Raw genomic sequence first — 19,243 nt, forward strand, 5'->3', positions numbered from 1 at the left:
CACCATGGTCACCGCCCGCGAAGTAGCGCAGCTCTGCGGGGTCTCGGTCGCCACCGTGTCCCGGGTCTTCAACCGGCCCGCCACGGTCAGCGCGACGACCCGCGAACGCGTCGAGCGCGTCGCGCGGGACCTCGACTTCTCGCCGAACGAGTCGGCGCGGGCGCTGTCGCGGCAGCAGTCGGCGATGGTCGGGCTGGTCTGGGACACCGACCACCGGCGGCCGGGCTGGCGGCACCCATTCCTGCAGGACCTGTTGCTGGGCCTCAAGTCCGCGCTGAGTTCGCACGGCTACCACCTGCTGATGCTCGCGACGAGCGACGACGCCCGCGACCGCCACCCCGGCGTGTCGCTGGCCGACCCGATCGCCTACGTGAGCATGACCCGGCGCCACCACCTGGCCGGGCTGGTGCTGATCGACAGTGGGACGGACGCCGAAGCGTTCACGGCGTTCGCCCAGTCGGGACTGCCGTGCGTCGCGCTGGACGTGGCCCTGTCGGGCCCGCGCGCGACCTACGTGACCTCGGACAACGCCGGCGGCGCGGCGGCAGCGGTCCGGCACCTGGCGTCCCTCGGCCACCGCCGGATCGCGACGATCACCGGCCCGCGCGGCAACGCACCGGCGGCCGCCCGCACCGAGGGCTACCGCCGCGGCCTGGCCGAGGCGGGCCTGGAGGCGCACGAGAACCTGGTGGTCACGGGGGACTTCTACCGCGAAAGCGGCTTCGTGGGCCTGCGCCGGCTCCTGACCCGCAAGGACCCGCCGACAGCGGTGTTCGCGGCCAGCGACGAGATGGCGGTGGGAGCGCTGCTGGCGGCCCGCGCGGCGGGGCTGCGGGTGCCGGACGACCTGGCGGTGGTGGGCTTCGACGACATCGAGGTGGCATCCCTGGTGGACCCGGCGCTGACGACGGTGGCCCAGGACAAACCGGGCTTCGGCACGGCGGCGGCGGGCGCGCTCATGGCAATGCTCGAACGCACGACGACGCCGGAACCGGTGCTCCTGCCGACGAAACTGGTGGTCCGCGACTCGTGCGGCGGCCGGCCGGCGCGTTAGGCCCTATCGGGTTTCTCAGGAGTGTCCGGGCCGTACATCGAGCCGTCCGGCCCTTGTCTCGACAGGGGCCGGACGGCTGACAACGACGGCCGGAAACGCCGACTACGGTATGTAGGAGTAGGAGAAGGTCTGGTACTGCGAAAAGTTGCACGTGTTGGTGCGGAACCCGTAGTCGCTGTCGTCGATGCAGCGACGGGTGGCGTGGTTCAGCATGGGGAACGGCCAGCCATTGTTCCCGTTGAGCCCGAGAGACCAGGTCTGGTAGTCGCTGGAATTGCAGGTGTTGGTGCGGAATCCGAAATCGCTGTCATCGATGCAGCGGCCGGTCGCCACGTTCTGGAACTCGTACTTGTCGCCGAACGGGATCTGCGACCACCGCTGGTAGTTGGAACCGTTGCAGGTGTTGGTGCGGAACCCGAAGTCGCTGTCGTCGATACACCTTCCGGTGGCCGCGTTCTGCAGCTTGACGATCGGGTCGGTGTTCGACGCAGCCGCCGTCGCGGTCCCGCCGAAAACGGTCAGTAAAGCGACCAGCCCAACGGCGGCGATCTTCCTCAGCGCCACCAGCATGTTCCCTCCCGGATGAGCTCGGTTACGGTGCGTTCGTGTACGGCGTGTCGAAGAAGGTCTGGTACGCCGTGAGGTTGCAGGTGTTGGTGCGGAATCCGAAGTCGCTGTCGTCGATGCAGCGGCCGGTGCCGAGGTTCTTCAGTGCGTACGCGCTCGGGTCGGTGCTGTTGATGATGTAGGCCCAGCGCTGGTAGACGGAGTTGTTGCAGATGTTGGTGCGGAAACCGAAATCGCTGTCGTCGATGCAGCGGAAGGTGGACATGTTCTCGAATCGGTAGCTGCCATCCGAGTACTGAGCGACTGCCCACGTCTGGTTGAAGGAGTTGTTGCAGTCATTGGTGCGGAACTTGAAGTCGCTGTCGTCGATGCACCGGGTGGTCGCCTCGTTGTGCATATGCACCCAAGCGCCGTTCGGCGGCGGGTTCGACTGCGCGGACGCCGTCGCGGTTCCGCCGAAGACGGCCAGCAGCGAAACCGATCCGACGGTGAGAATCTTCCTCAGTGCCACAAGCATGTTCTCGTCACCCTTCAAAGAAGGTCTGGTACTCCGTGAAGTTGCAGACGTTGGTGCGGAACCGGAAGTCGCTGTCGTCGATGCAGCGACCGGTGAACTGGTTCTGCAGCGTGTACCCGCCCCCGGTCTGGTAGGGGAACCACATCTGATAGGGCGAGAGATTGCACTCGTTGGTGCGGAATCCGAAGTCGCTGTCGTCGATGCAGCGGCCGGTGAACTGGTTCTGGAATTGATGACTGTGACCGGAGGACCCGATGGGCGTCCACTTCTGATAGATGGAGCCGTTGCAGGCGTTGGTGCGGAAACCGAAATCGCTGTCGTCGATGCAGCGGCCGGTCGCCTGGTTCTGGAACGTGGACCATCCGGAGGCGTGCGGCGCGCTCGGCTGCGCGGACGCCGTCGCGGTTCCGCCGAGGGCGGCCAGGAAAGCAACCGCGCCGACGGCGGCAATCTTCCTCAGTGTCACAAGCATGTTTCCCCCTAAATAACGTCCGCACCTGATGTTGGTTCAGCTCTGTGGATCTTCAGCGGATCCCAAGAGACCACGCCACCCCAACGCAGCTGCTGTTTAACTTCACAAAGAACTCGGTAAACCTCAGTTGTGCAGGGTGATTGTATGCTGGCAGCGACCTACGACGTCAAGCCCCAGTTGCAAGTCGGCGCGCCAGCAGCAACCTGAGCTGCACTGAAGGAGGTGGCGGGTGCCCCCGGAGGAGCGACCACGCACGCTCGCGGAGAAGCTGGAACGCCTGTTCCAGACGATCCGCCCGCACGGCGAGGCCGAGTACGGCCACAGCGCGGTGGCCGAGGCCATCCGGACCCAGCAGGGCATCGCCATCTCGCACACCTACATCTGGCAGCTGCGCACGGGACGCCGGGACAACCCGACGATCCAGCACCTGGGCGCGCTGGCCAAGTTCTTCGGCGTGCCGGTCAGCTACTTCCTCGACGACGAGGAAGCCGAGCGGATCGAGGACGACCTCGAGCTGCTCGTCGCCATCAAGGAGAGCGGGGTCAGTGAGATCGCCTTGCGCGCCGCCGGGCTTTCCTCACGCAGCCGGGACACCGTCGGCGACATGATCAAGCAGATCTGGCAGCTCGAACACCCCGGCTCACCGGACACTCCGGAAGCGGTGTAGCGAGCCACACCGGGACGGCGGCACCAGAGGGGGGTGTCTTGGGCATGCGGCTGGGCAAGCACGCGCGACGCTGCCTCGACGTCATCGAGCTGCTGGACATCCCCGATCCGTTCGACGTGGCCGCCCTCGTGCGGCAGATCGCGGCCGGCCGCGGGCGGCCGATCGTGCTCAAGCCGATCACCACCGGCGACTCGGCGCCGTCCGGGTTCTGGGTGGCCGCCCGCACCAAGGACTACATCTGCTACGAAGCGGACACCGCGAAACTGCACCAGGAACACATCATCCTGCACGAGCTGGGCCACATGGTGTGCGAGCACGACACACCGGCCGGCTCCCACGACCTGCTGGCCCAGCTCCTCCTGCCGACCCTCGACCCGGCGGTCGTCCGGAAGGTACTGGCCCGGACCGCTTATTCCGATCCGGAAGAAGAGCAGGCCGAACTGTTCGCCACCTTGGTGCTCGGGCAAGCCGGGCGCTTCTCCCTGCGCAAGATGCGCGCCGACTCCCCGGAGCTGCTCGCCCTGCTCGACCGCATCGAGCAGGCGATCGCCCCGACCAAGCCGAGGTGACCTGGATATGTCCGTCTCGATCGTCGTCGTCGGCATCTGCTGGGCCGGGCTGCTGGCCAAGCTGTGGGACCTGCGCAGGAACCCGCGCAACCACGCCACCCGCTGGCTCTGCGTCATGCTGATCACCATTTCCCTGGCCTGCAGCGGGCAACTGCGCCCGGTCTCGGACCGGGTCGACGGCTTGACCACCCCCGGCACCACCTGGGTACTGGCCAACTGCCTCACCCTCGTCGCCGGGCTCGCCGCGCAAGCCTCCTTCCTGCACACCGCCAATCCGGGCGAGGCCGCGGTCCGCAAGGTCCGGGCCCGGCTGTGGCTCACCGTCGCGGTGATCGTCGTGATCGCGATCCTCTTCCTGACCGTCAAGTCGAACTACGCCGAGTTCCACGCCAAAGAGGGCACGGCGCAGCAGGTCCCCGCCACCGGGGCGCATTCCTACCTGTACGTCGCCTACCTCGCGGTCCTGGCCGCCGCCGGCACGCAGGCAGCACTGGCCTACGCCGCCATTGCCGACCGGTTCTGCCTCCGTGCGGGATTGCGGATCACGGCCACGGGGATGGCCGTCACGGTCCTCTACGGCGTGACCAAGGTCGTCGGCATGGCCGGCTACCAACTCGGGCTGCTCCCGGCCGGCAAGTACACGGAATCCGTGATCGGCAGCCTGTTCACGGTGGCGATCCTGCTGTTCATGCTCGGCTCCACCCTGCCGGCCTGGGGACCGCGGGCCGGCCTCGACACCCTCGCCGACTGGTCAGCGCTGAACGTGACCTACTACCGCCTGTTCCCGCTGTGGGACGCACTGTCGAAGGCCTTCCCCGACATCGCGCTCGACGCCCCTCGCTCGTGGTTCGGCCGGCGCATTCCCCTGCGCAACGCCAGCTTGGCCGTCTACCGCCGCGTCATCGAGATACTCGACGCCCGGCTGCGGCTTCGGCCGTTCCTGGACGAGCAAGTCGCGGACAGCGCGCGCGGCCGGATCGAAGAGGCAGGAATACCCGCAGCGCGAGCCGACGCCATCGTCGAGGCGACGGTGCTGAAGGAAGCACTTGCCGCGCACCGGCAGGGAATCGCCGCGGGCACCCCCGCCCACACCCCGGAATCCTATTTCCACGACGGCACCGCGGCCCAAACCGCGTGGCTGACCGCGGTCGCCAAGGAGTTCCCGGCCACGGTCCTCCGCCCCCGCGCCACCACGGATCTTCGCGCCGGAGAAGTCAGGCGGTGATCTTCGCGTCCCAGTCGATGTGGTGCGAGTAGAGCCAGCCGCGTTCCTCGCCGACGTCGCCGCCCGCGCTCGCCTTCACCAGCTTCTCCACCCGCTCGCGGCGAAGTCCTTCGTACGCCGCGAAAGCCGACACCGGGTCCGGCCGGTCGCGCAGGCACTGGGCCAGGACCACGCTGTCCTCCAGCGCCATCGACGCGCCCTGGCCCGCGGCCGGGGAGGCGGCGTGTGCGGCGTCCCCGGTGAGGACCATCTCGGGTGTCGACCACACCCGCGTCTCGGGGACGTCGTACGAATGCCCGCCGAACACCTCGTCGCCCGTGGCGGCGATGATGTCCTTGCAAGGCAACGGATCCCCGTCAAACGCCGCGTGGGCGAACTCGCGCCAGCCCGCCGGGGTGACCGCCGCGATCTCGTCGCGGGGCCGCTCGTTGTCCGGGATGCGGGCGAACCAGAACGTGGCGCCGTCCGGGTCCGTGGTGAACCCGAAGGCCGCCCGGCTGCCGCGGATCATCCGGTAGATCCCGGGCGCCGCGGGCAGGCCGCCCGCCCGCGTGTAGCCGTACACCACGGTCAGCCCGGTGTAGCGGGGCTCGTCCGCGGCCGGGTCGATCAGCCGCCGGACCACCGACCGCAACCCGTCCGCGCCGACCAGCACGTCACCCGTTTCGGTGGTGCCGTCGGCGAACTCCGCCGTGATCCCGGCCGGACCGGGCTGCGCGCCCACCAGGCGGCGGCCGCGCTCCAGGGGGACGCCGCGACGCGCAGCCTCGTCCTGCAGGACGCCGTAGAGCGTGGCGCGGGTCAGGGTGCGCGGCCCGTCGAGACCTTCGGTGTCGAACTCGCGCCGCCCGACGGTCTCCCCCGTCGGGGCGACGAGCTCGACGCCGTACGCCGCGAACGAATTGTCGATCACCGGCCGGTCGGCACCGATCGCGCGCAGGGCGTCCATGCCGTTGTGCATGATCGTGAGGAACGCGCCGATGTCGTCCCCACCTGCGGGGTAGGCCTCGAACACCACCGGGTCGTGCCCGGCGAGCTTCAGCGCCATCGCCGTCACCGTGCCCGAGATCCCGCCACCCGCGACCAGTACCCGCACTTCGCGCCCCCTCGACTCCGCGTGCCGCCGCCGGTGACGTTACCGTGACGGCGGCACGCGGTGCCTACTTCTCCTTCGCACCGCTGGTGGCGATGTCGCCGTTCAGGCCGCGCGGGTAGAAGCCGCCCGAGGACACCTTGTCGGGGTTGAGGTAGGCGATGTTCAGCACGCGCTCGGCGGAGCGCCCGAACGCGATGCCGTTGGCGTCCGCCGGGACGAGGTTCGCCTTGCCGTCCTTGAGCACACCTTCGTCGTCGTCGGCCTTGCCGTCGAGGCTGTCGCGGGCGTCGGACATCTTGTTCGTGATGTCCCCGAGGCCGCGCTCGAACAGGGCCGACCGCACGATCCCGGCGTGGTAGGCCTCGACGGCCAGGATGCCCGCGGCCGCGTCGAGGAACGTCTTGTTGTTCACCAGGGGGGCCGCGCCCTTGTAGGCGGACACGCCGACGTCCTCGAACAGGTAGGCGGCGAGCAGGAAGTTGTTCTCGCTGCCGAACGGGTCGAACGTCTGGCCCTGCTTGATGACACCCGCGGCCTGCATCGCCGCGGTGAAGCTGTTCTGGAAGTCGATCTCCGGCTGCGCGACGGCGGCCTTGTCCAGCGCCTTGCGCAGGAAGTTGACGTGGGCGACCTCGTCGCCGGCGATTTCCTGGACGAGCTGCTTGGTGTGCTCGCTCTTGAACTTCACCGCGTGGCCGCCGGACACCTTGCCGAGGTTGCCGACGCCGTTGACGTACTTCTCGTTCAGGCCGTAGCCGTAGACGGCGAACGAGTACAGGTTCGCCTCGAGGTATTCGAGGTTCAACGCGAAGTTCAGCACGGCGGCGTCGCTCGCCGCCTCCTTCGCCTTGTCACCTCCCTGCGCGCCGTACTGCGACGTGGCACCCGCCGAGCCGAGGCCCAGCGACAGCGCCGTGCCGAGCGCGCCGGCACCCGCGACGCCGAGTCCCGCCGCTCCCGCAGCCTTGAGGAAGCGGCGGCGGTCGGTCGCGTTCTCCGCGCTGCGCTCGATCAGCTGCTCTGTGTAGCGTTTTCCGAACACCGGGGGACGTCCTCTCGTGACGAGTTCGTCCACCTCACCCACCGGTCATACGTACCTGGGCGTCCCCCGGCTCGGTCAAAACGGGAAAATTTTTGATCGACTTGCGTTTCCCCAGGTCAGCCGCGCTGCGCGACCGCGAGCCGGACGCACACGGCCAGCGCGCGAACGGCCTCTTCGACCTCGGCGAGCTTCGGGAACGTCGGCGCGATCCGGATGACCGCGTCGGCCGGGTCGTTGCCGTGCGGGTGGGTCGCCCCGGCGGGGGTCAGCGCGACACCGGCCTCCTTGGCCAGCCGCACGACCTCCTTCGCGGTGCCCTGGGGGACGGTCAGCGTGATGAAGTACCCGCCGGTCGGCTTGGTCCAGGACGCCAGGTCGGCCAGCTCCTCGGTGAGGATGCGGTCGACGGCGGCGAACTTCGGGCCGATGATCTCGGCGTGCTTGCGCATGTGCGCCCGGACGCCGGCTTCGTCCTTGAGGAAGTGCGCGTGCCGCAGCTGGTTGACCTTGTCGGGGCCGATGGTGCGCTTGCCGATGTTGCCGGTCCACCAGGCGAGGTTGGCCTCGGACGCGCCGAAGAAGCCGACGCCGGCGCCGGCGAGGGTGATCTTCGACGTCGAGCCGAAGACGAACACGCGGTCGGCGTTGCCCGCCTCGGTGGCCAGCGCGAGGAGGTCGGCCAGCTCCGGCTCGGCGTCGGTGAGGTGGTGCACGGCGTAGGCGTTGTCCCAGAAGATCCGGAAGTCCGGCGCCGCGGTGCGCATGGTGGCGAGCCGCTGCACGACGTCGTCACTGAACGTGACGCCGGTGGGGTTGCTGTACTTCGGCACGCACCAGATGCCCTTGACGGCCGGGTCCTCGGCGACCAGCGTCTCGACGGCGTCCATGTCCGGGCCCTCGTCGGTCATCGCCACCGGAACCAGCTCGATGCCGAACCGCTCGGTGAGCGCGAAGTGCCGGTCGTAGCCCGGGACCGGCGCGAGGAACTTCACCTGCGGCTCGTCGGCCCAGCGGCGCTCGGCGCCCGGGAGCTTGCTCAGCAGCGCCTGGACGACGGCGTCGTGCATCAGCTCAAGGCTGGAGTTGCCGGCCGCAAGCAGCTGCGCGGCGGGCACCTGCAGCGCGCCGGCGAAGATGCGGCGCAGCTCCGGCAGGCCGTTCAGGCCACCGTAGTTGCGGACGTCGGTGCCGTCCTCGGCCTTGAAGGTGCCCTCGCCCGGGAGGGCGAGCAGCGCGTTCGAAAGATCGAGCTGCTCGGGGGACGGCTTGCCGCGGGTGATGTCCAGGGAGAGGCCTCGGCCGACCAGGGCCGCGTACTCGCTGCGGGCCGTGTCGACGTCGACGGAAGCAGTGGTCATGGGTCAACGCTAAACCCGGTGTCGATACCATTTCGGGGCGGGTCCTGGCTAGGGTGGTTCGTGTGCACCTCGTCGTCCACGCCGACCAGCGGCAGTTCTCGGTGCGGGACTCCCGTTCCCGGTTGACCGGCAGCGGCTGGACCCCGGAAGCGGTGGAACATCACCGGATCGGGGCAGAACCGGGCGGGATCGCGATCGCGACGGCACGCTCGGACCTGGTCGAGTCTTCGGTGACGCTGGTGCCGTCGGCGCCCGCGCTGCCGGCGGCCGCCGAGCACGTGGTGGAGGCGGATCTTCCGGTTCCGAGCGGGAAAATCGTGATTTCCGGGCCTGCCGACTACCCGTCGCAGGAAAAGTTCTTCTCGGTGCTGCCGGGGTTGTACCGGGCGCGAGTGTCGTACGTGCCCGCCGGCCCGCCGCCGGTGGACTGGAACGACCACGAGTACGGGGAGCATTACCGGTACGTGGTGGAGCTGTGGCCGGTTTCGGCGCCGTCGGGCGTCGAAGTCCTGCGCCAGGGCGCGGGAGTCTGGGACGGCTGAGCTCCGGTGTGCCACTGTATGGCCATGCCGGGATCGCCCAGACGCCTGCAGTGGCAACGCCTCGACGAAGCACTCCCCTCGCTGCCCGATCCCCAGGACGAGGCCGACGTCGTCTGGCAGCACCTGCGCGCGGAGTTCGCGTGGTACCACCGGGCCGCCACCCGGACCCGGCTCGGCTACCAGGGCCTGAAGACGGTGTCGATCACGGTGGCGGCCGCGGTCCCGGTGCTGGCCGCGGTGGCCGCCCCGCCGGCCTGGACCGCGTCGTTCGCCGCGGTGGTCGTCGTGCTCGAGGGCGTCCAGCAGCTGTTCCAGCTGCACACGAACTACCTGAGCTACCGCGGTTCGGCGGAGGCGATCCGGCAGCTGGCGTACCAGTACGCCGGGCGGGTCGGTCCCTACCGGGACGCCGGAACCCGCCGGGACGCGTTGGCGGCGGACCTGCACGCGGTGATCAGCGACGAGGGCGCCCGCTGGTCGAGCACCATGCGGAAGGCACCCGGCCCGGCGCCTTCGCCGGGCACCGGCGGCTAAAGCGCCGTCAGGGTGGCCAGCTTCCAGCGGCCGTCCACCCGTTTCGCCGTCACCGCCAGCTGGGCCACCGACGACGTCGGTGCTCCCCCGCCCTGGGCCACCGTCTGCTGGTCCAGGAACAACAACAACGACGCCTCGTCGCCGCGCAACGAGCGCACGCCCACCGCGCGGACCGTCGTCGTGCGGACCAGCTTCTCCGCCGATGCCCGTGTCCTGGCCGAGGCGAACTGGGCCTGGTACTGCCGGATCGCGTCCCCCGTCAGGACGTCCGCCGCCGCGCGCTCGGTGCGGGCCAGGTTTGCGTAGTCGTACGAGAACACTGCCTTCACCGCGTCGCTCACTTCGGACGAAACCGCCGCTGTCGCCGCGGAATCCACCAGGGCCGCGTTGTCGCCCGGTGACAGGGAAGCCGTCTCGATCGTGAACCACGCCGTGCACGCCAGGGCGAGCACCACCACCAAGGCCAGGACCCGGGTCATGACCCCGCCGCCTGGACGCCGGCGATCTTCCAGCCGGCGGGGGACCGGGCCGCGTCCACCGTCAGGCGGTTCATCCGCGGCGAGACCGCGCCGCCGCCCGTCGACACCCGGACGTCCAGCACCGCCAGGAGCCGCGCGGTGCCCTGAACGGGATCCACCTCCGTCACCGCCGCCTGGACCAGGGAGGCCGAGGAAACGGTGCGGGCCGAAGCAGCGCGGTCGATCTGCAGCTGGCGGTCGCCCGCGAGGTCCTTGCCGTACTGGCCCGTCGTGGCCGCGATCCAGCGGTCCACGTCCGCCGCCGCCGTGCGGTAGTCGATCGTGTTCAGCGTGACCAGCTGGGGGCCCGCCGCCGCCAGGACCGCGTCGCGCTCGCGGCCGCGGGCGGCCGAGTCGTCCGCCGCCGCGCGCCACCAGGACCAGCCCGAGAAGGCCGCCGCCACGACCGACACGACCGCCAGCACCACCAGGAGACGCTGCTTCACGGCGCGCCCAGCAACCGGCCGAGCCCGCCCGAGGACGGCCCGGTCAGCAGGCTGAGCATCCCGGGGAGCTGCGGCGGAGCCGACGCGGCCTGCTGCTGGGGCGCCGCCGGGATCGCGGGCGGCTTCCCCGCGTACGGCGCGTTCTGCGCCCCGCGCACCCCGGTCGGGCTGCCCGGCGGCTCGGCGCAGTACGCGTTCATGTTGACCGGAGCTTCGGTCTGGTCGTTCGCCGGACGCTGTTTCGTCCCTTCGTACCCCTTCGTGCACGACGCCGGGTCGAAGAAGTTGAACACCACGCCCAGGTGGCCCGTGCCGTCCGGGGACGTCGACGGGGAAAACGCCCCGATGATCGGGTACGCCACCAGCAGTTCCTCGATCGAGTCGCGCCGGGACGACGTGATCTGCGCGGTCGTCAGCAAGTTCGCGAACAGCACGCCCAGGTCAGTCCCCGACGCGGCCAGCACGTCGGAAATCTGCCTGCTCAGCTGCGGTGCCTGCGCGATCACCCGGCGCAGGTCCGGATCGGACTTCTTGAGCTGCCCGGCGATCGTCCGGAGCCCGGACGCGAAGTCGGTGATGTTCGCCGCCTGCCGCTCCTGGGTGCCCAGCACGATCCGCGAGTTCGCCAGCAGCCCCTGCGTCTGCGGGACGTACTGCGCGGCGACCGCCGTCAGCGAGCCCGTGCTGTCCAGCAGCTGCTGCAGTTCCGGCCCCGCGCCCGCGAACGCGTTGTACGTCTCGTCGACGACCGTCCGCAGGGATTCCGGGTGCACGCTCGCGACGAGATCGTCCAAATGCGACAGAACCGTGTCCGGCGACGGCGGCAGCGACGTCTTGTCCGCGGTGATCACCGACCCGTCCTCCAGGAAGGGGCCGCCGTTGTGCAAGGGCAGCAGGTCGACGAACTGCTCCCCCACCGCCGACCGGTTCGCCACCTGCGCGTGCGCGTCGGCCGGGATGTCCGGGGCGCCCGCGTCGATGTCGAGGGCGACGTCGACGCCGTGCTCGGTGAGCGTCATCGACGTCACCCGGCCGACCGTGACCCCGCGGTAGGCGACCTCGGAGTTGACGAAGACGCCGCCGGAGTCGGTCAGCTGCGCGGTGACGACGTAGCCGCGGTTGCCGAAGAGCCGGTCCAGCCCCGCGTACCGGCCGCCGGCGTAGACGACCGAAACCACCGCGATCACGACGAACGCGAACAGCTGGATCCGGATCTTGCGGGTCACCGGCCGCCCCCGATCAGGCCGAGCAGCCCACCCAGCAGGTCGGGGCCGGCGGCCGGCGGGACCGAACCCAGGTCGGGCAGCGGCAGCGGCGGCGCGACCGGCGGCTGCTGCCCGCCGATCCCGGACGGCAGCGCGATCGGCGGCTGCGACGAGTTCGTGAAGTTCGAGATCAGCGTGTCCAGGTCGAGGTTGACGTTCGCCTCGACGTTCGCGTAGTCGCCCTTGATCACGTTGCCCGCGTAGTCCGGGAACGGGTAAGTCAGCAGGATCTGCAACGCGTTCGGCAGGTTCTGCCCGGCCTCGCCGAGCTTCGTCAACGTCGGCTGCAGCGCCCGGAGGTTCGCGACGAGCTGGTCCCGGCTCTTCGTGACGGTGTCCACCGCGACCCCGGACAGCGCGTTCAGCGCGTTCAGCATGCCGACGAGCTGGTCACGCTGGTCCGTGACGACCTTCAGGCCCGGCGCGAGGTTGTCGAGGGCGTTGGTCAGGTTCTGCGTCTGACCCGTCAACGTGTGAGACAGCTTGGCGAGGCCGTCGATCGCGCGCAGGATCTCCGTCTTGTGCCCGTCGAGCTGCGTCGCCAGTTCGTCCACTCGGGACAGCAGCGCGCGGATCTCCGGCTCGTTGCCCGACAGTGCGTCGTTCAGTTCGTGGCTGATCTTCTGGATCTGCTCGACACCGCCGCCGTTGAGCAGCAGCGACAGCGCGCCGAGCACCTCCTCGACCTCGGGGTTGCGGTTGGTGCGCCCGAGCGGGATCTGCCCGCCGTCACCCAGTTTCCCGGTGGCCGGCTCGGCCGTGGGCACGCTCAGCTCGACGAACTTCTCGCCCAGCAGCGAAGACTGCTTCAGCTCGGCGCGGGCGTTGGCGGGCAGCGCGATGTCGCCGTCGACGGTCATCGCGACCAGCGCGGACCGGGTGTCCGGGGTCAGGGTGATCTTGTCGACGCGCCCGACGGCGACGTCGTTGACCTTGACGCTGGACTGCGGCACCAGGTCGAGCACGTCGGTGAACAGCGCGGTGACGTGGTACGGGTGGTCGCCGACGTCGGCGCCACCCGGCAGCGGCGTGCCGTAGAGGCCGTTGAACCCGCCGTCACTGCAGCCCGCGAGCACGAGCACCCCGGCCAGTGCGCCCGCGATCCGCCTGCGCCCCTTCACTTCGCACCGCCCGACAGCTGCTCCATGACGTCGACGAGCGGGAGCGGCAACGGCGGCAGCGTCCCGTTCTGCAGGGAGTTGAGCACCTGCGGGATGGTCGGCAGCTTCAGCACGCCGTCCAGCACCGGCGCCAGCTGCTTGCAGATGTTCCCCAAGGCGTCGGGGACTTCCTTGGGGGTGAACGAGCTGATCAGGCGGCACACGGTGAGGATCGGCGGGTTGGTCAGCTCGTTCAGGTTGTCGCGGACGGCGATGGTGCCCGACGCCGCGTCGTAGGAGTTGATGAAGTTCGTGGCGCCGGTCGGCGCGATGTCGAGCACCTCGGCGAGCGCGGCGCGCTGGTCGACGAGGACCTTCGACAGCGACGCCAGTTTGTCCACATTGGATTCAAGGGCCGTCTTGTTGTCGTTGACGAACTGCTGGACGTCGCCGAGCGCCCCGCCGAGGGACGACAGGGCCGCTCCGACGTCGGAGGAGTCCGCGGCGAGGAACTGGCTGACGTCGGCGACGCGGCCGTAGAACTCGTTGAGCTGCTGGTCGCTCTGGGCCAGGGCGCCGGTGAAGGAGTTCAGGTTCTGCACGGTCGAGAACAGGTCGTCCTTCGAGCCGTCCAGGGTCTTCGCGAGTTGCGCCAGCTGCCCGACCGTCGAGTTCAGCGAAGCGCCGTTGCCCTTCAGCGTGTTCGCCGCGGTGTCGAGCACGCCGGACAGGGCACCGTCCTTGTTGGCGCCGTTCGGGCCCAGCGCCGTCGAGAGCTTGTCCAGGCTGGAGTACAGGTCGTCCAGTTCCACCGGCGTGGCCGTGCGGTTGCGCGGCAGGACCGTGCCCGAAGCGAGCACCGGGCCGCTGTCGTAGGCCGGGGTCAGCTGGACGTACCGGTCGCTGACCAGGCTCGGCGCGACGACGACGGCACCGACGTCGGCCGGCAGCTGGGTGCCGTCGACCTGCATGTCGACGCGGACCGCGTCCCCCTCGGGCGTGACGTCGGTGACCTGGCCGACCGGCACGCCGAGCACCCGAACCGACGAACCCGCGTACAGCCCGACGGTCTTGCCGAAGTACGCGGACAGCTTGACGCCGTTCGAGGACCGGAACACCAGGTACAGCCCGGCGGTGACGATCAGCGCGAGGATGCAGGCGAACGCCAGCCAGGTCACCAGGCTGCGTCCGCGGGCGGTGTGGATGGTCATCGGCGGCCCACCCCCTGGTTCGGCGCCGCGATCGGCGGGGTGCAGCCTTCGGGGTTGATGTGCAGGCCGCCCACGGTGATCGTCGGCGGCAGCAGCCCGCACAGGTAGCCCTCGAACCAGCGGCCGTTGCCGGTGGCGTTCGCGCCGACGCGGGCGAACGGCGCCATCAGCTGCAGGCTCTTGTCGAGGTTGCCCTGGTTGCGCTGGAGGATGTCGGTGACCTTGCTCAGCTTGTCCAGCGTCGGCTTCAGCTGCGCGCGGTTGTCCTGGACCAGCCCGGTCAGCTGCTGCGAGAGCTGCTGGGTGCCGGTGAGCAGGGCGTTGATCGCCTGCTTCCGGTTCTGCAGCTCGGTGAGCAGCAGGTTGCCGTCGCTGATCACGCGCTGCAGCTGCGCGTTGCGGTCGGACAGCGTCTTCGAGATCTGGCTGGTGTTGGCCAGGAGCGTGTGCAGGTCGGCGTCGCGGGAGGAGACGGTGCGCGCCAGCGACGACAGCCCGTTCAGCGTGTCCTTCAGGTACTGGGGGCTGTCCTTGAGGCTGTCGGAGAGGGCGTTGAAGCTGTCGGCGAGCTGCTTCGTGTCGATGTCGCCCACTGTCGTCGACAGCTGCTCGAACGCGTCCTGCAGCTGGAACGGCGTGCGCGTGCGCCCCTGCGGGATCGTGTCGTCCGGCTCCTGCGCGCCGCTGCCCTTCGGGTCGAGCGCGAGGTACTTCTCCCCCAGCAGCGTCTTGATCTCGATGGACGCGGTGGTCGCGTCCCCGACCCGGACGTCCTTGACGCGGAAGCGGACCAGGACCTGCTTGCCCGCCAGCTTCACCGACGACACCGTGCCGACCTTCACGCCGGCGACCTCGACCTCGTTGTCCGGCGCCAGCCCGGCGGACTCGCCGAAGTACGCCGAATACGTCGTGCCGTTGCCGAAGAACGGGAGCTGGTCGGAGAAGTACGTGGTGGCCGTGACGAGCACGATCAGCACGAGCGCGACCGCGCCGACCGCGGCCTGGTTGCGTTCCTTCAGCGGCTTCACGGACCACACCTCTCCGCGCGCTGCGTACCGGGGATCGGGATGATCGGCAGGGTGATGTCGAGCGAGGAAATGCCGATGGTGCCGGTGATCCCGCACAGGTAGTAGTTGAACCAGCTGCCGTAGCTCAGGGTCCGGGTGAACTTCTGCAGGTTCCCCGGCAGCACCTCGAGGAGGTGGTTGAGCAGCACGCCGGAGTCGCCGAGGTGCTGCGACAGCACGCCGAGCTGCGCCACGTCGTCCTTCAGCGCCGGGCGCGCGTCGGCCAGGAGCCCGGTGGTCGACACGGCGAGGTCGCCGAGCGCGCTGACCGCGTCGCCGATCGGCTTGCGCTGCTCGGCGAGCCCGCTGACCAGTTTCTGCGTCTGCTCGACGAGGTCGCCGAGCTCCGGGCCGCGGGCGTTGACCGTGCCGAGCACCGTGTTGAGGTTCGCGATGACCTGGCCGATCACCTGGTCCTTGCTCGCGATCGCCGTCGTCAGGGACGCGGTGTGCTGCAGCAGGCTGGTGATCGTGCCGCCCTCGCCCTGGAAGACGCTGATGATCTCGGCCGAGAGCTGGTTGACGTCCTTCGGGCTCAGCGCCTTGAACAGCGGCTTGAACCCGTTGAACAGCACGGTGAGGTTCAACGCCGGTTTCGTGCGCTCGGGCGGGATCGTGCCGCCGTCGGGCAGCGTCTTGTCGCCGGGGACGTCGGTGCCGAGCGCGAGGTAGCGCTGGCCGACCAGGTTGCGGTACTTGATGGTCGCGGTCACCGTCTCCGGCAGCCGGTAGGTGTGCTCGACGTCGAACCGCACCTGCGCCAGGTTCCGGTCCCCTTCGACCACTTCGATCGCGTCGACCTGGCCGACCTTGACCCCGGCGATGCGGACGTCGTCGCCTTCCTTGAGCCCGGAGGCGTCGGTGAACTTCGCCAGATATCCGGACGTCTCCCCGAAGTTCGTGTTCGCGATGGTGGCCGCGAGGATCCCGGTGAGCAGCACCGTGACGACCGCGAAGACGCCGAGCTTGATCAGCGACGGGACGAAACTCCTCACTTCAGTTCCACCTCCGCCCCGCGGTAGAGCGGCCCGACGAGCAGGTCGGCCCAGCCGGGCACCTCACCGGGCGAGGCGCCGAGCGCGGGCGACGCGAGCAGGTCGATGAGGTCGTTTTCGTAGGCCGAGCCGACGATCGTGCCGTCCCCGCCGACCGCGCCACCCCCGGCGGGGAGCGTTTCGGGCGGGTTCTTCGGCGGCGGGGGCTTGCTGGAACCGTCCTTGATCGCGCCGTCCGGCGGGTACTGCGGCCACACGCCGGGCTTCGGGACCTGCGGGTAGCAGCGCGGGCCGCGCTTGTCGTCGTACTTCGGCTCGTCGACGCCGGGGAGGTACTTGCCGCGGCTGGCCGCGAACTCGATGGTGACCCGGCTGACTTCGGGGTGCGCGGTGCCCTTGCCGAACGCCAGTTCCGCGCGCGGCACGGATTCCGCGAGCTGCCGCAGCAGGCACGGGTACTCGGGCGCGTACTTCGCGAGGACGTCGAGCGTCGGCTGGACGGCGGTGGTGAGCCGGATCAGGTTGTCCTTGTTGACCTGCAGGAAGTTCGTCAGGTCGACCGAAGCCGCGGTGACGGTGGCGTAGAGGTCGGTCAGCTGGGCGCGCTGGTCGACGATGGTCCGGCTCGTCGTGGTCAGGTCCGAGAGGGCCTGCAGGAGGTCCGGCGCGGCTTTGTCGTAGGTGTTCGCGACGTTCGCCAGGCCGGTGATGTCGGCTTTGACGTCCGGCAGCGACGGGTTGAGCTTGCCGAGGTAGTCCGACAGCCCGGCGAGAGTCTCGCCGAGCTGCTTGCCGCGGCCGTCGAGCGCGGTCGCCACCGCGGTCAGCGTGCTCGACAGCTTCTCGGGCTGGACGGCCTGCAGCAGCGGCATCACGTCGTCGAGGACCTTCTGCAGCTCGATCGCCGCGCTGCTGCGGTCCTGCGGGATGACGTCACCGGCCTTGATCGGGCCTTGGGACGTCTCGGGCAGCTGGAGGGCCACGTACCGCTCGCCGAACAGCGTCTTCGGCAGCAGCCGCGCGGAGACGTTCTTCGGGATGACGTGCGTCTTGTCCGGGTCGAGCGCCAGCTCCAGCTCGGCGTGGTCGCCGTTCGCCAGCACCGAGCGGACTTCGCCGACGAGCATGCCGCGGACCTTGACGTCGCCGCCGGTGCGCAGCTGGCTGCCGACGCGGTCGGTCTCCAGCTTCACCAGCGTCACCGGCGTGAACGCCTTGTGGTAGACGGCCAGGGTGAGCGCGATGAACAGCGCGGCCACGAGCAGGAAGGCGAGCCCCAGCACCTGGTACCGGAGCCGCTGCCAGAGCTCGCGCCTCATCCCGAGATCCTCACCGTCGTGTTGGCGCCCCAGATCGCCAGCGACAGGAAGAAGTCCAGCACCGAGATCAGCACGATCGACGTCCGCACCGCGCGGCCGACCGCGACCCCGACGCCGGCCGGGCCGCCGCTCGCGGTGAAGCCGTAATAACAATGGGACAGGATCACGAGCACGCTGAACACGATGACCTTCCCGAACGACCAGAGGACGTCGCCGGGTGGCAGGAAGAGCGTGAAGTAGTGGTCGTAGGTGCCCGCAGACTGGCCGTAGAGCCAGATGGTGATCTGCCGGGACGCGAGGTAGCTGGAGAGCAGGCCGACCGCGTACAGCGGGATCACCGCGGCGACGCCGGCGAGCACCCGGGTCGTCACCAGGTACGGCATGCTCGGCACACCCATGACTTCCAGCGCGTCGATCTCCTCGGAGATCCGCATCGCGCCGAGCTGGGCGGTGAAGCCGCAGCCGACGGTCGCGCTCAAGGCGAGTCCCGCGGACAGCGGCGCGACTTCGCGGGTGTTGAAGTAGGCGGAAATGAAGCCGGTGAGCGCGGCCGTGCCGAGCTGGTTCAGCGCGGAGTAGCCCTGCAGGCCGACGATGAGGCCGGTGAACAGCGTCATCCCGATCATCACGCCGAGCGTGCCGCCGATGACGGCCAGGCCACCGGTGCCGAAGCAGACTTCGGTGAGCAGCCGCAGCGTTTCCCGGCTGTAGCGGCGGATCGTGCGCGGCGACCAGGCGAGCGCTTTCGCGGCGAACGCCAGCTGCTTGCCGAGCCCTTCCAGGCTCTGGCCGGGGCGCGCGATGTACTCGAGCGTCCGGTCGGTGGTGTCGAGGGGTTCGGCGGTCATCACATCGCCTTCGGCGGGACGATCCGCAGATAGATCGCGGTGAGCACTACGTTGATCAGGAACAGCAGCAGGAACGTGATCACGACGGCCTGGTTGACGGCATCGCCGACGCCCTTCGGGCCGCCCGCCGGGTTCAGCCCGCGGAACGCGGCGACGACCCCGGCCACGAAACCGTACAGCAGCGCCTTGATCTCGCTGATCCACAGGTCCGGGACCTGCGCGAGGGCGTTGAAGCTGGCCAGGTACGCGCCGGGCGTGCCGCCCTGCAGGACGACGTTGAAGAAGTAGCCGCCGAGCACGCCGACCACGCTGACCAAGCCGTTCAGCAGCACGGAGACGACCATCGCGGCGAGCACCCGCGGCACGATCAGCCGCTGGATCGGGTTGACGCCGAGGACCTCCATGGCGTCGATCTCTTCGCGGATCTTGCGTGCGCCGATGTCGGCGCAGACCGCGCTACCGCCCGCGCCCGCCACCAGCAGCGCGGTGATCAGCGGGCTGGCCTGCTGCACGATGGCCAGCGCGCTGGCCGCGCCGGTGAACGACTGGGCGCCGATCTGCGCGGTCAGCGAACCGAGCTGCAACGCGATCACCGCGCCGAACGGGATGGCCACCAGCGCGGTCGGCAGGATCGTGACGCTGGCGAAGAACCAGCACTGCTGGATCCATTCCCGGGCCTGGAACGGGCGCTTGAAGATCGCGCGCAGCACTTCCACCGAAAGCGTCGCGAGGCGGCCGACCTGGGTCAGGGCCGCGGTTCCCGGGAGCGTGCCACTGCTTCCGCTCACCACACCTCCCCGTAGTCACTCACCCCCGAGTCTTCTCCACACC

At 69.6% G+C, this 19,243-nt stretch carries 22 protein-coding genes; 6 read left to right on the plus strand and 16 right to left on the minus strand.

The genetic code is table 11. The features are described 5' to 3' along the window. Window positions 1–4 precede the first annotated feature (4 nt). Window positions 5–1,054 (plus strand): LacI family DNA-binding transcriptional regulator, encoded by a 1,050-nt coding sequence (locus OO60_RS21275; protein ID WP_033261932.1) that lies wholly within the window; start codon window positions 5–7, stop codon window positions 1,052–1,054. Window positions 1,055–1,156: 102 nt separating this feature from the next. On the opposite strand, the gene OO60_RS21280 is transcribed toward OO60_RS21275, so the two are convergent. Genes OO60_RS21280 through OO60_RS21290 form a run of 3 tightly spaced genes read right to left on the minus strand, consistent with a single transcriptional unit; the run spans window position 1,157 to window position 2,610 of the window. Next, window positions 1,157–1,624, minus strand: coding sequence for an RICIN domain-containing protein (locus tag OO60_RS21280; protein WP_003090732.1), 468 nt, complete (start codon window positions 1,622–1,624; stop codon window positions 1,157–1,159). A gap of 22 nt (window positions 1,625–1,646) precedes the next feature. Then, a complete protein-coding gene (locus OO60_RS21285) occupies window positions 1,647–2,138 on the minus strand; it encodes an RICIN domain-containing protein (protein WP_155848932.1) in 492 nt (163 codons plus the stop codon). A 7-nt stretch (window positions 2,139–2,145) separates the two neighbouring features. Continuing rightward, window positions 2,146–2,610, minus strand: a complete 465-nt coding sequence (locus OO60_RS21290) for an RICIN domain-containing protein (RefSeq protein ID WP_003090734.1) — start codon at window positions 2,608–2,610, stop codon at window positions 2,146–2,148. Between the two features lie 229 nt (window positions 2,611–2,839). On the opposite strand from OO60_RS21290, the gene OO60_RS21295 reads away from it, so the two are divergent. Genes OO60_RS21295 through OO60_RS45020 form a run of 3 tightly spaced genes read left to right on the plus strand, consistent with a single transcriptional unit; the run spans window position 2,840 to window position 5,071 of the window. Continuing rightward, window positions 2,840–3,277, plus strand: coding sequence for a helix-turn-helix domain-containing protein (locus OO60_RS21295; protein ID WP_003090735.1), 438 nt, complete (start codon window positions 2,840–2,842; stop codon window positions 3,275–3,277). A gap of 44 nt (window positions 3,278–3,321) precedes the next feature. Continuing rightward, a complete protein-coding gene (locus OO60_RS21300) occupies window positions 3,322–3,846 on the plus strand; it encodes a hypothetical protein (protein WP_003090736.1) in 525 nt (174 codons plus the stop codon). Window positions 3,847–3,853: 7 nt separating this feature from the next. Continuing rightward, entirely contained in the window at window positions 3,854–5,071 is a 1,218-nt protein-coding gene (locus OO60_RS45020) for an MAB_1171c family putative transporter (RefSeq protein ID WP_003090737.1), read from the plus strand. Here the strand turns inward: OO60_RS45020 and OO60_RS21310 are convergent. From OO60_RS21310 to OO60_RS21320, 3 genes are all read right to left on the minus strand, one after another. After that, complete coding sequence (locus OO60_RS21310) at window positions 5,061–6,167, minus strand: FAD-dependent oxidoreductase (protein WP_003090739.1); 1,107 nt, start codon at window positions 6,165–6,167, stop codon at window positions 5,061–5,063. The two genes, OO60_RS45020 and OO60_RS21310, sit on opposite strands and share 11 nt — an antisense overlap. 64 nt (window positions 6,168–6,231) lie before the next feature. Then, window positions 6,232–7,209 carry a ferritin-like domain-containing protein gene (locus OO60_RS21315; protein WP_003090740.1) on the minus strand — a complete coding sequence of 326 codons (978 nt, stop codon included), beginning with the start codon at window positions 7,207–7,209 and terminating at the stop codon, window positions 6,232–6,234. 116 nt (window positions 7,210–7,325) lie between these two features. After that, window positions 7,326–8,567 carry an aspartate aminotransferase type Ic gene (locus OO60_RS21320; RefSeq protein ID WP_003090741.1) on the minus strand — a complete coding sequence of 414 codons (1,242 nt, stop codon included), beginning with the start codon at window positions 8,565–8,567 and terminating at the stop codon, window positions 7,326–7,328. 62 nt (window positions 8,568–8,629) lie between these two features. On the opposite strand from OO60_RS21320, the gene OO60_RS21325 reads away from it, so the two are divergent. Both OO60_RS21325 and OO60_RS21330 read left to right on the plus strand, forming a co-directional pair. Further along, on the plus strand, window positions 8,630–9,109 hold the full coding sequence (locus tag OO60_RS21325; protein ID WP_003090742.1) for a hypothetical protein: 480 nt from the start codon (window positions 8,630–8,632) through the stop codon (window positions 9,107–9,109). A gap of 24 nt (window positions 9,110–9,133) precedes the next feature. After that, window positions 9,134–9,643 (plus strand): DUF4231 domain-containing protein, encoded by a 510-nt coding sequence (locus OO60_RS21330; RefSeq protein ID WP_003090743.1) that lies wholly within the window; start codon window positions 9,134–9,136, stop codon window positions 9,641–9,643. Here OO60_RS21330 and OO60_RS21335 read toward each other — a convergent pair. The 10 genes from OO60_RS21335 to OO60_RS21380 are packed head-to-tail and all read right to left on the minus strand — an operon-like array spanning window position 9,640 to window position 19,203. Then, the gene (locus OO60_RS21335; protein WP_003090744.1) at window positions 9,640–10,122 is read right to left on the minus strand and encodes a hypothetical protein; all 483 of its coding nucleotides are present in this window, start codon (window positions 10,120–10,122) and stop codon (window positions 9,640–9,642) included. The genes OO60_RS21330 and OO60_RS21335 overlap by 4 nt on opposite strands. Next, entirely contained in the window at window positions 10,119–10,607 is a 489-nt protein-coding gene (locus tag OO60_RS21340; RefSeq protein WP_033261934.1) for a hypothetical protein, read from the minus strand. Before OO60_RS21340 ends, OO60_RS21335 begins: the two co-directional genes overlap by 4 nt. Continuing rightward, entirely contained in the window at window positions 10,604–11,833 is a 1,230-nt protein-coding gene (locus OO60_RS21345) for an MCE family protein (protein WP_003090747.1), read from the minus strand. Before OO60_RS21345 ends, OO60_RS21340 begins: the two co-directional genes overlap by 4 nt. Beyond that, complete coding sequence (locus tag OO60_RS21350; protein ID WP_003090748.1) at window positions 11,830–12,993, minus strand: MCE family protein; 1,164 nt, start codon at window positions 12,991–12,993, stop codon at window positions 11,830–11,832. Before OO60_RS21350 ends, OO60_RS21345 begins: the two co-directional genes overlap by 4 nt. Further along, the gene (locus OO60_RS21355) at window positions 12,990–14,183 is read right to left on the minus strand and encodes an MCE family protein (protein WP_003090749.1); all 1,194 of its coding nucleotides are present in this window, start codon (window positions 14,181–14,183) and stop codon (window positions 12,990–12,992) included. The genes OO60_RS21350 and OO60_RS21355 overlap by 4 nt, the downstream gene beginning before the upstream one ends. Then, the gene (locus OO60_RS21360) at window positions 14,180–15,211 is read right to left on the minus strand and encodes an MlaD family protein (protein WP_003090750.1); all 1,032 of its coding nucleotides are present in this window, start codon (window positions 15,209–15,211) and stop codon (window positions 14,180–14,182) included. The genes OO60_RS21355 and OO60_RS21360 overlap by 4 nt, the downstream gene beginning before the upstream one ends. After that, complete coding sequence (locus tag OO60_RS21365) at window positions 15,208–16,245, minus strand: MCE family protein (protein WP_003090751.1); 1,038 nt, start codon at window positions 16,243–16,245, stop codon at window positions 15,208–15,210. Before OO60_RS21365 ends, OO60_RS21360 begins: the two co-directional genes overlap by 4 nt. Further along, window positions 16,242–17,564, minus strand: a complete 1,323-nt coding sequence (locus OO60_RS21370; protein ID WP_003090753.1) for an MCE family protein — start codon at window positions 17,562–17,564, stop codon at window positions 16,242–16,244. Before OO60_RS21370 ends, OO60_RS21365 begins: the two co-directional genes overlap by 4 nt. After that, the gene (locus tag OO60_RS21375; RefSeq protein WP_003090754.1) at window positions 17,561–18,412 is read right to left on the minus strand and encodes an MlaE family ABC transporter permease; all 852 of its coding nucleotides are present in this window, start codon (window positions 18,410–18,412) and stop codon (window positions 17,561–17,563) included. The genes OO60_RS21370 and OO60_RS21375 overlap by 4 nt, the downstream gene beginning before the upstream one ends. Next, on the minus strand, window positions 18,412–19,203 hold the full coding sequence (locus tag OO60_RS21380) for an MlaE family ABC transporter permease (protein ID WP_420835564.1): 792 nt from the start codon (window positions 19,201–19,203) through the stop codon (window positions 18,412–18,414). The genes OO60_RS21375 and OO60_RS21380 overlap by 1 nt, the downstream gene beginning before the upstream one ends. Window positions 19,204–19,243: the final 40 nt, after the last annotated feature.

This window comes from Amycolatopsis vancoresmycina, from assembly GCF_000716785.1.
Classification (GTDB): domain Bacteria; phylum Actinomycetota; class Actinomycetes; order Mycobacteriales; family Pseudonocardiaceae; genus Amycolatopsis; species Amycolatopsis vancoresmycina.

Excerpts from the sequence above, each read along its gene's own strand:
- OO60_RS21335 (WP_003090744.1), bottom strand. The coding sequence starts at position 10,122 with ATGACCCGGGTCCTGGCCTTGGTGGTGGTGCTCGCCCTGGCGTGCACG.
- OO60_RS21300 (WP_003090736.1), top strand. The coding sequence starts at position 3,322 with ATGCGGCTGGGCAAGCACGCGCGACGCTGCCTCGACGTCATCGAGCTG.
- OO60_RS21355 (WP_003090749.1), bottom strand. The coding sequence starts at position 14,183 with ATGACCATCCACACCGCCCGCGGACGCAGCCTGGTGACCTGGCTGGCG.
- OO60_RS21370 (WP_003090753.1), bottom strand. The coding sequence starts at position 17,564 with ATGAGGCGCGAGCTCTGGCAGCGGCTCCGGTACCAGGTGCTGGGGCTC.
- OO60_RS21290 (WP_003090734.1), bottom strand. The coding sequence starts at position 2,610 with ATGCTTGTGACACTGAGGAAGATTGCCGCCGTCGGCGCGGTTGCTTTC.
- OO60_RS21375 (WP_003090754.1), bottom strand. The coding sequence starts at position 18,412 with ATGACCGCCGAACCCCTCGACACCACCGACCGGACGCTCGAGTACATC.
- OO60_RS21330 (WP_003090743.1), top strand. The coding sequence starts at position 9,134 with ATGCCGGGATCGCCCAGACGCCTGCAGTGGCAACGCCTCGACGAAGCA.
- OO60_RS21285 (WP_155848932.1), bottom strand. The coding sequence starts at position 2,138 with ATGCTTGTGGCACTGAGGAAGATTCTCACCGTCGGATCGGTTTCGCTG.
- OO60_RS21280 (WP_003090732.1), bottom strand. The coding sequence starts at position 1,624 with ATGCTGGTGGCGCTGAGGAAGATCGCCGCCGTTGGGCTGGTCGCTTTA.
- OO60_RS21275 (WP_033261932.1), top strand. The coding sequence starts at position 5 with ATGGTCACCGCCCGCGAAGTAGCGCAGCTCTGCGGGGTCTCGGTCGCC.
- OO60_RS21320 (WP_003090741.1), bottom strand. The coding sequence starts at position 8,567 with ATGACCACTGCTTCCGTCGACGTCGACACGGCCCGCAGCGAGTACGCG.
- OO60_RS45020 (WP_003090737.1), top strand. The coding sequence starts at position 3,854 with ATGTCCGTCTCGATCGTCGTCGTCGGCATCTGCTGGGCCGGGCTGCTG.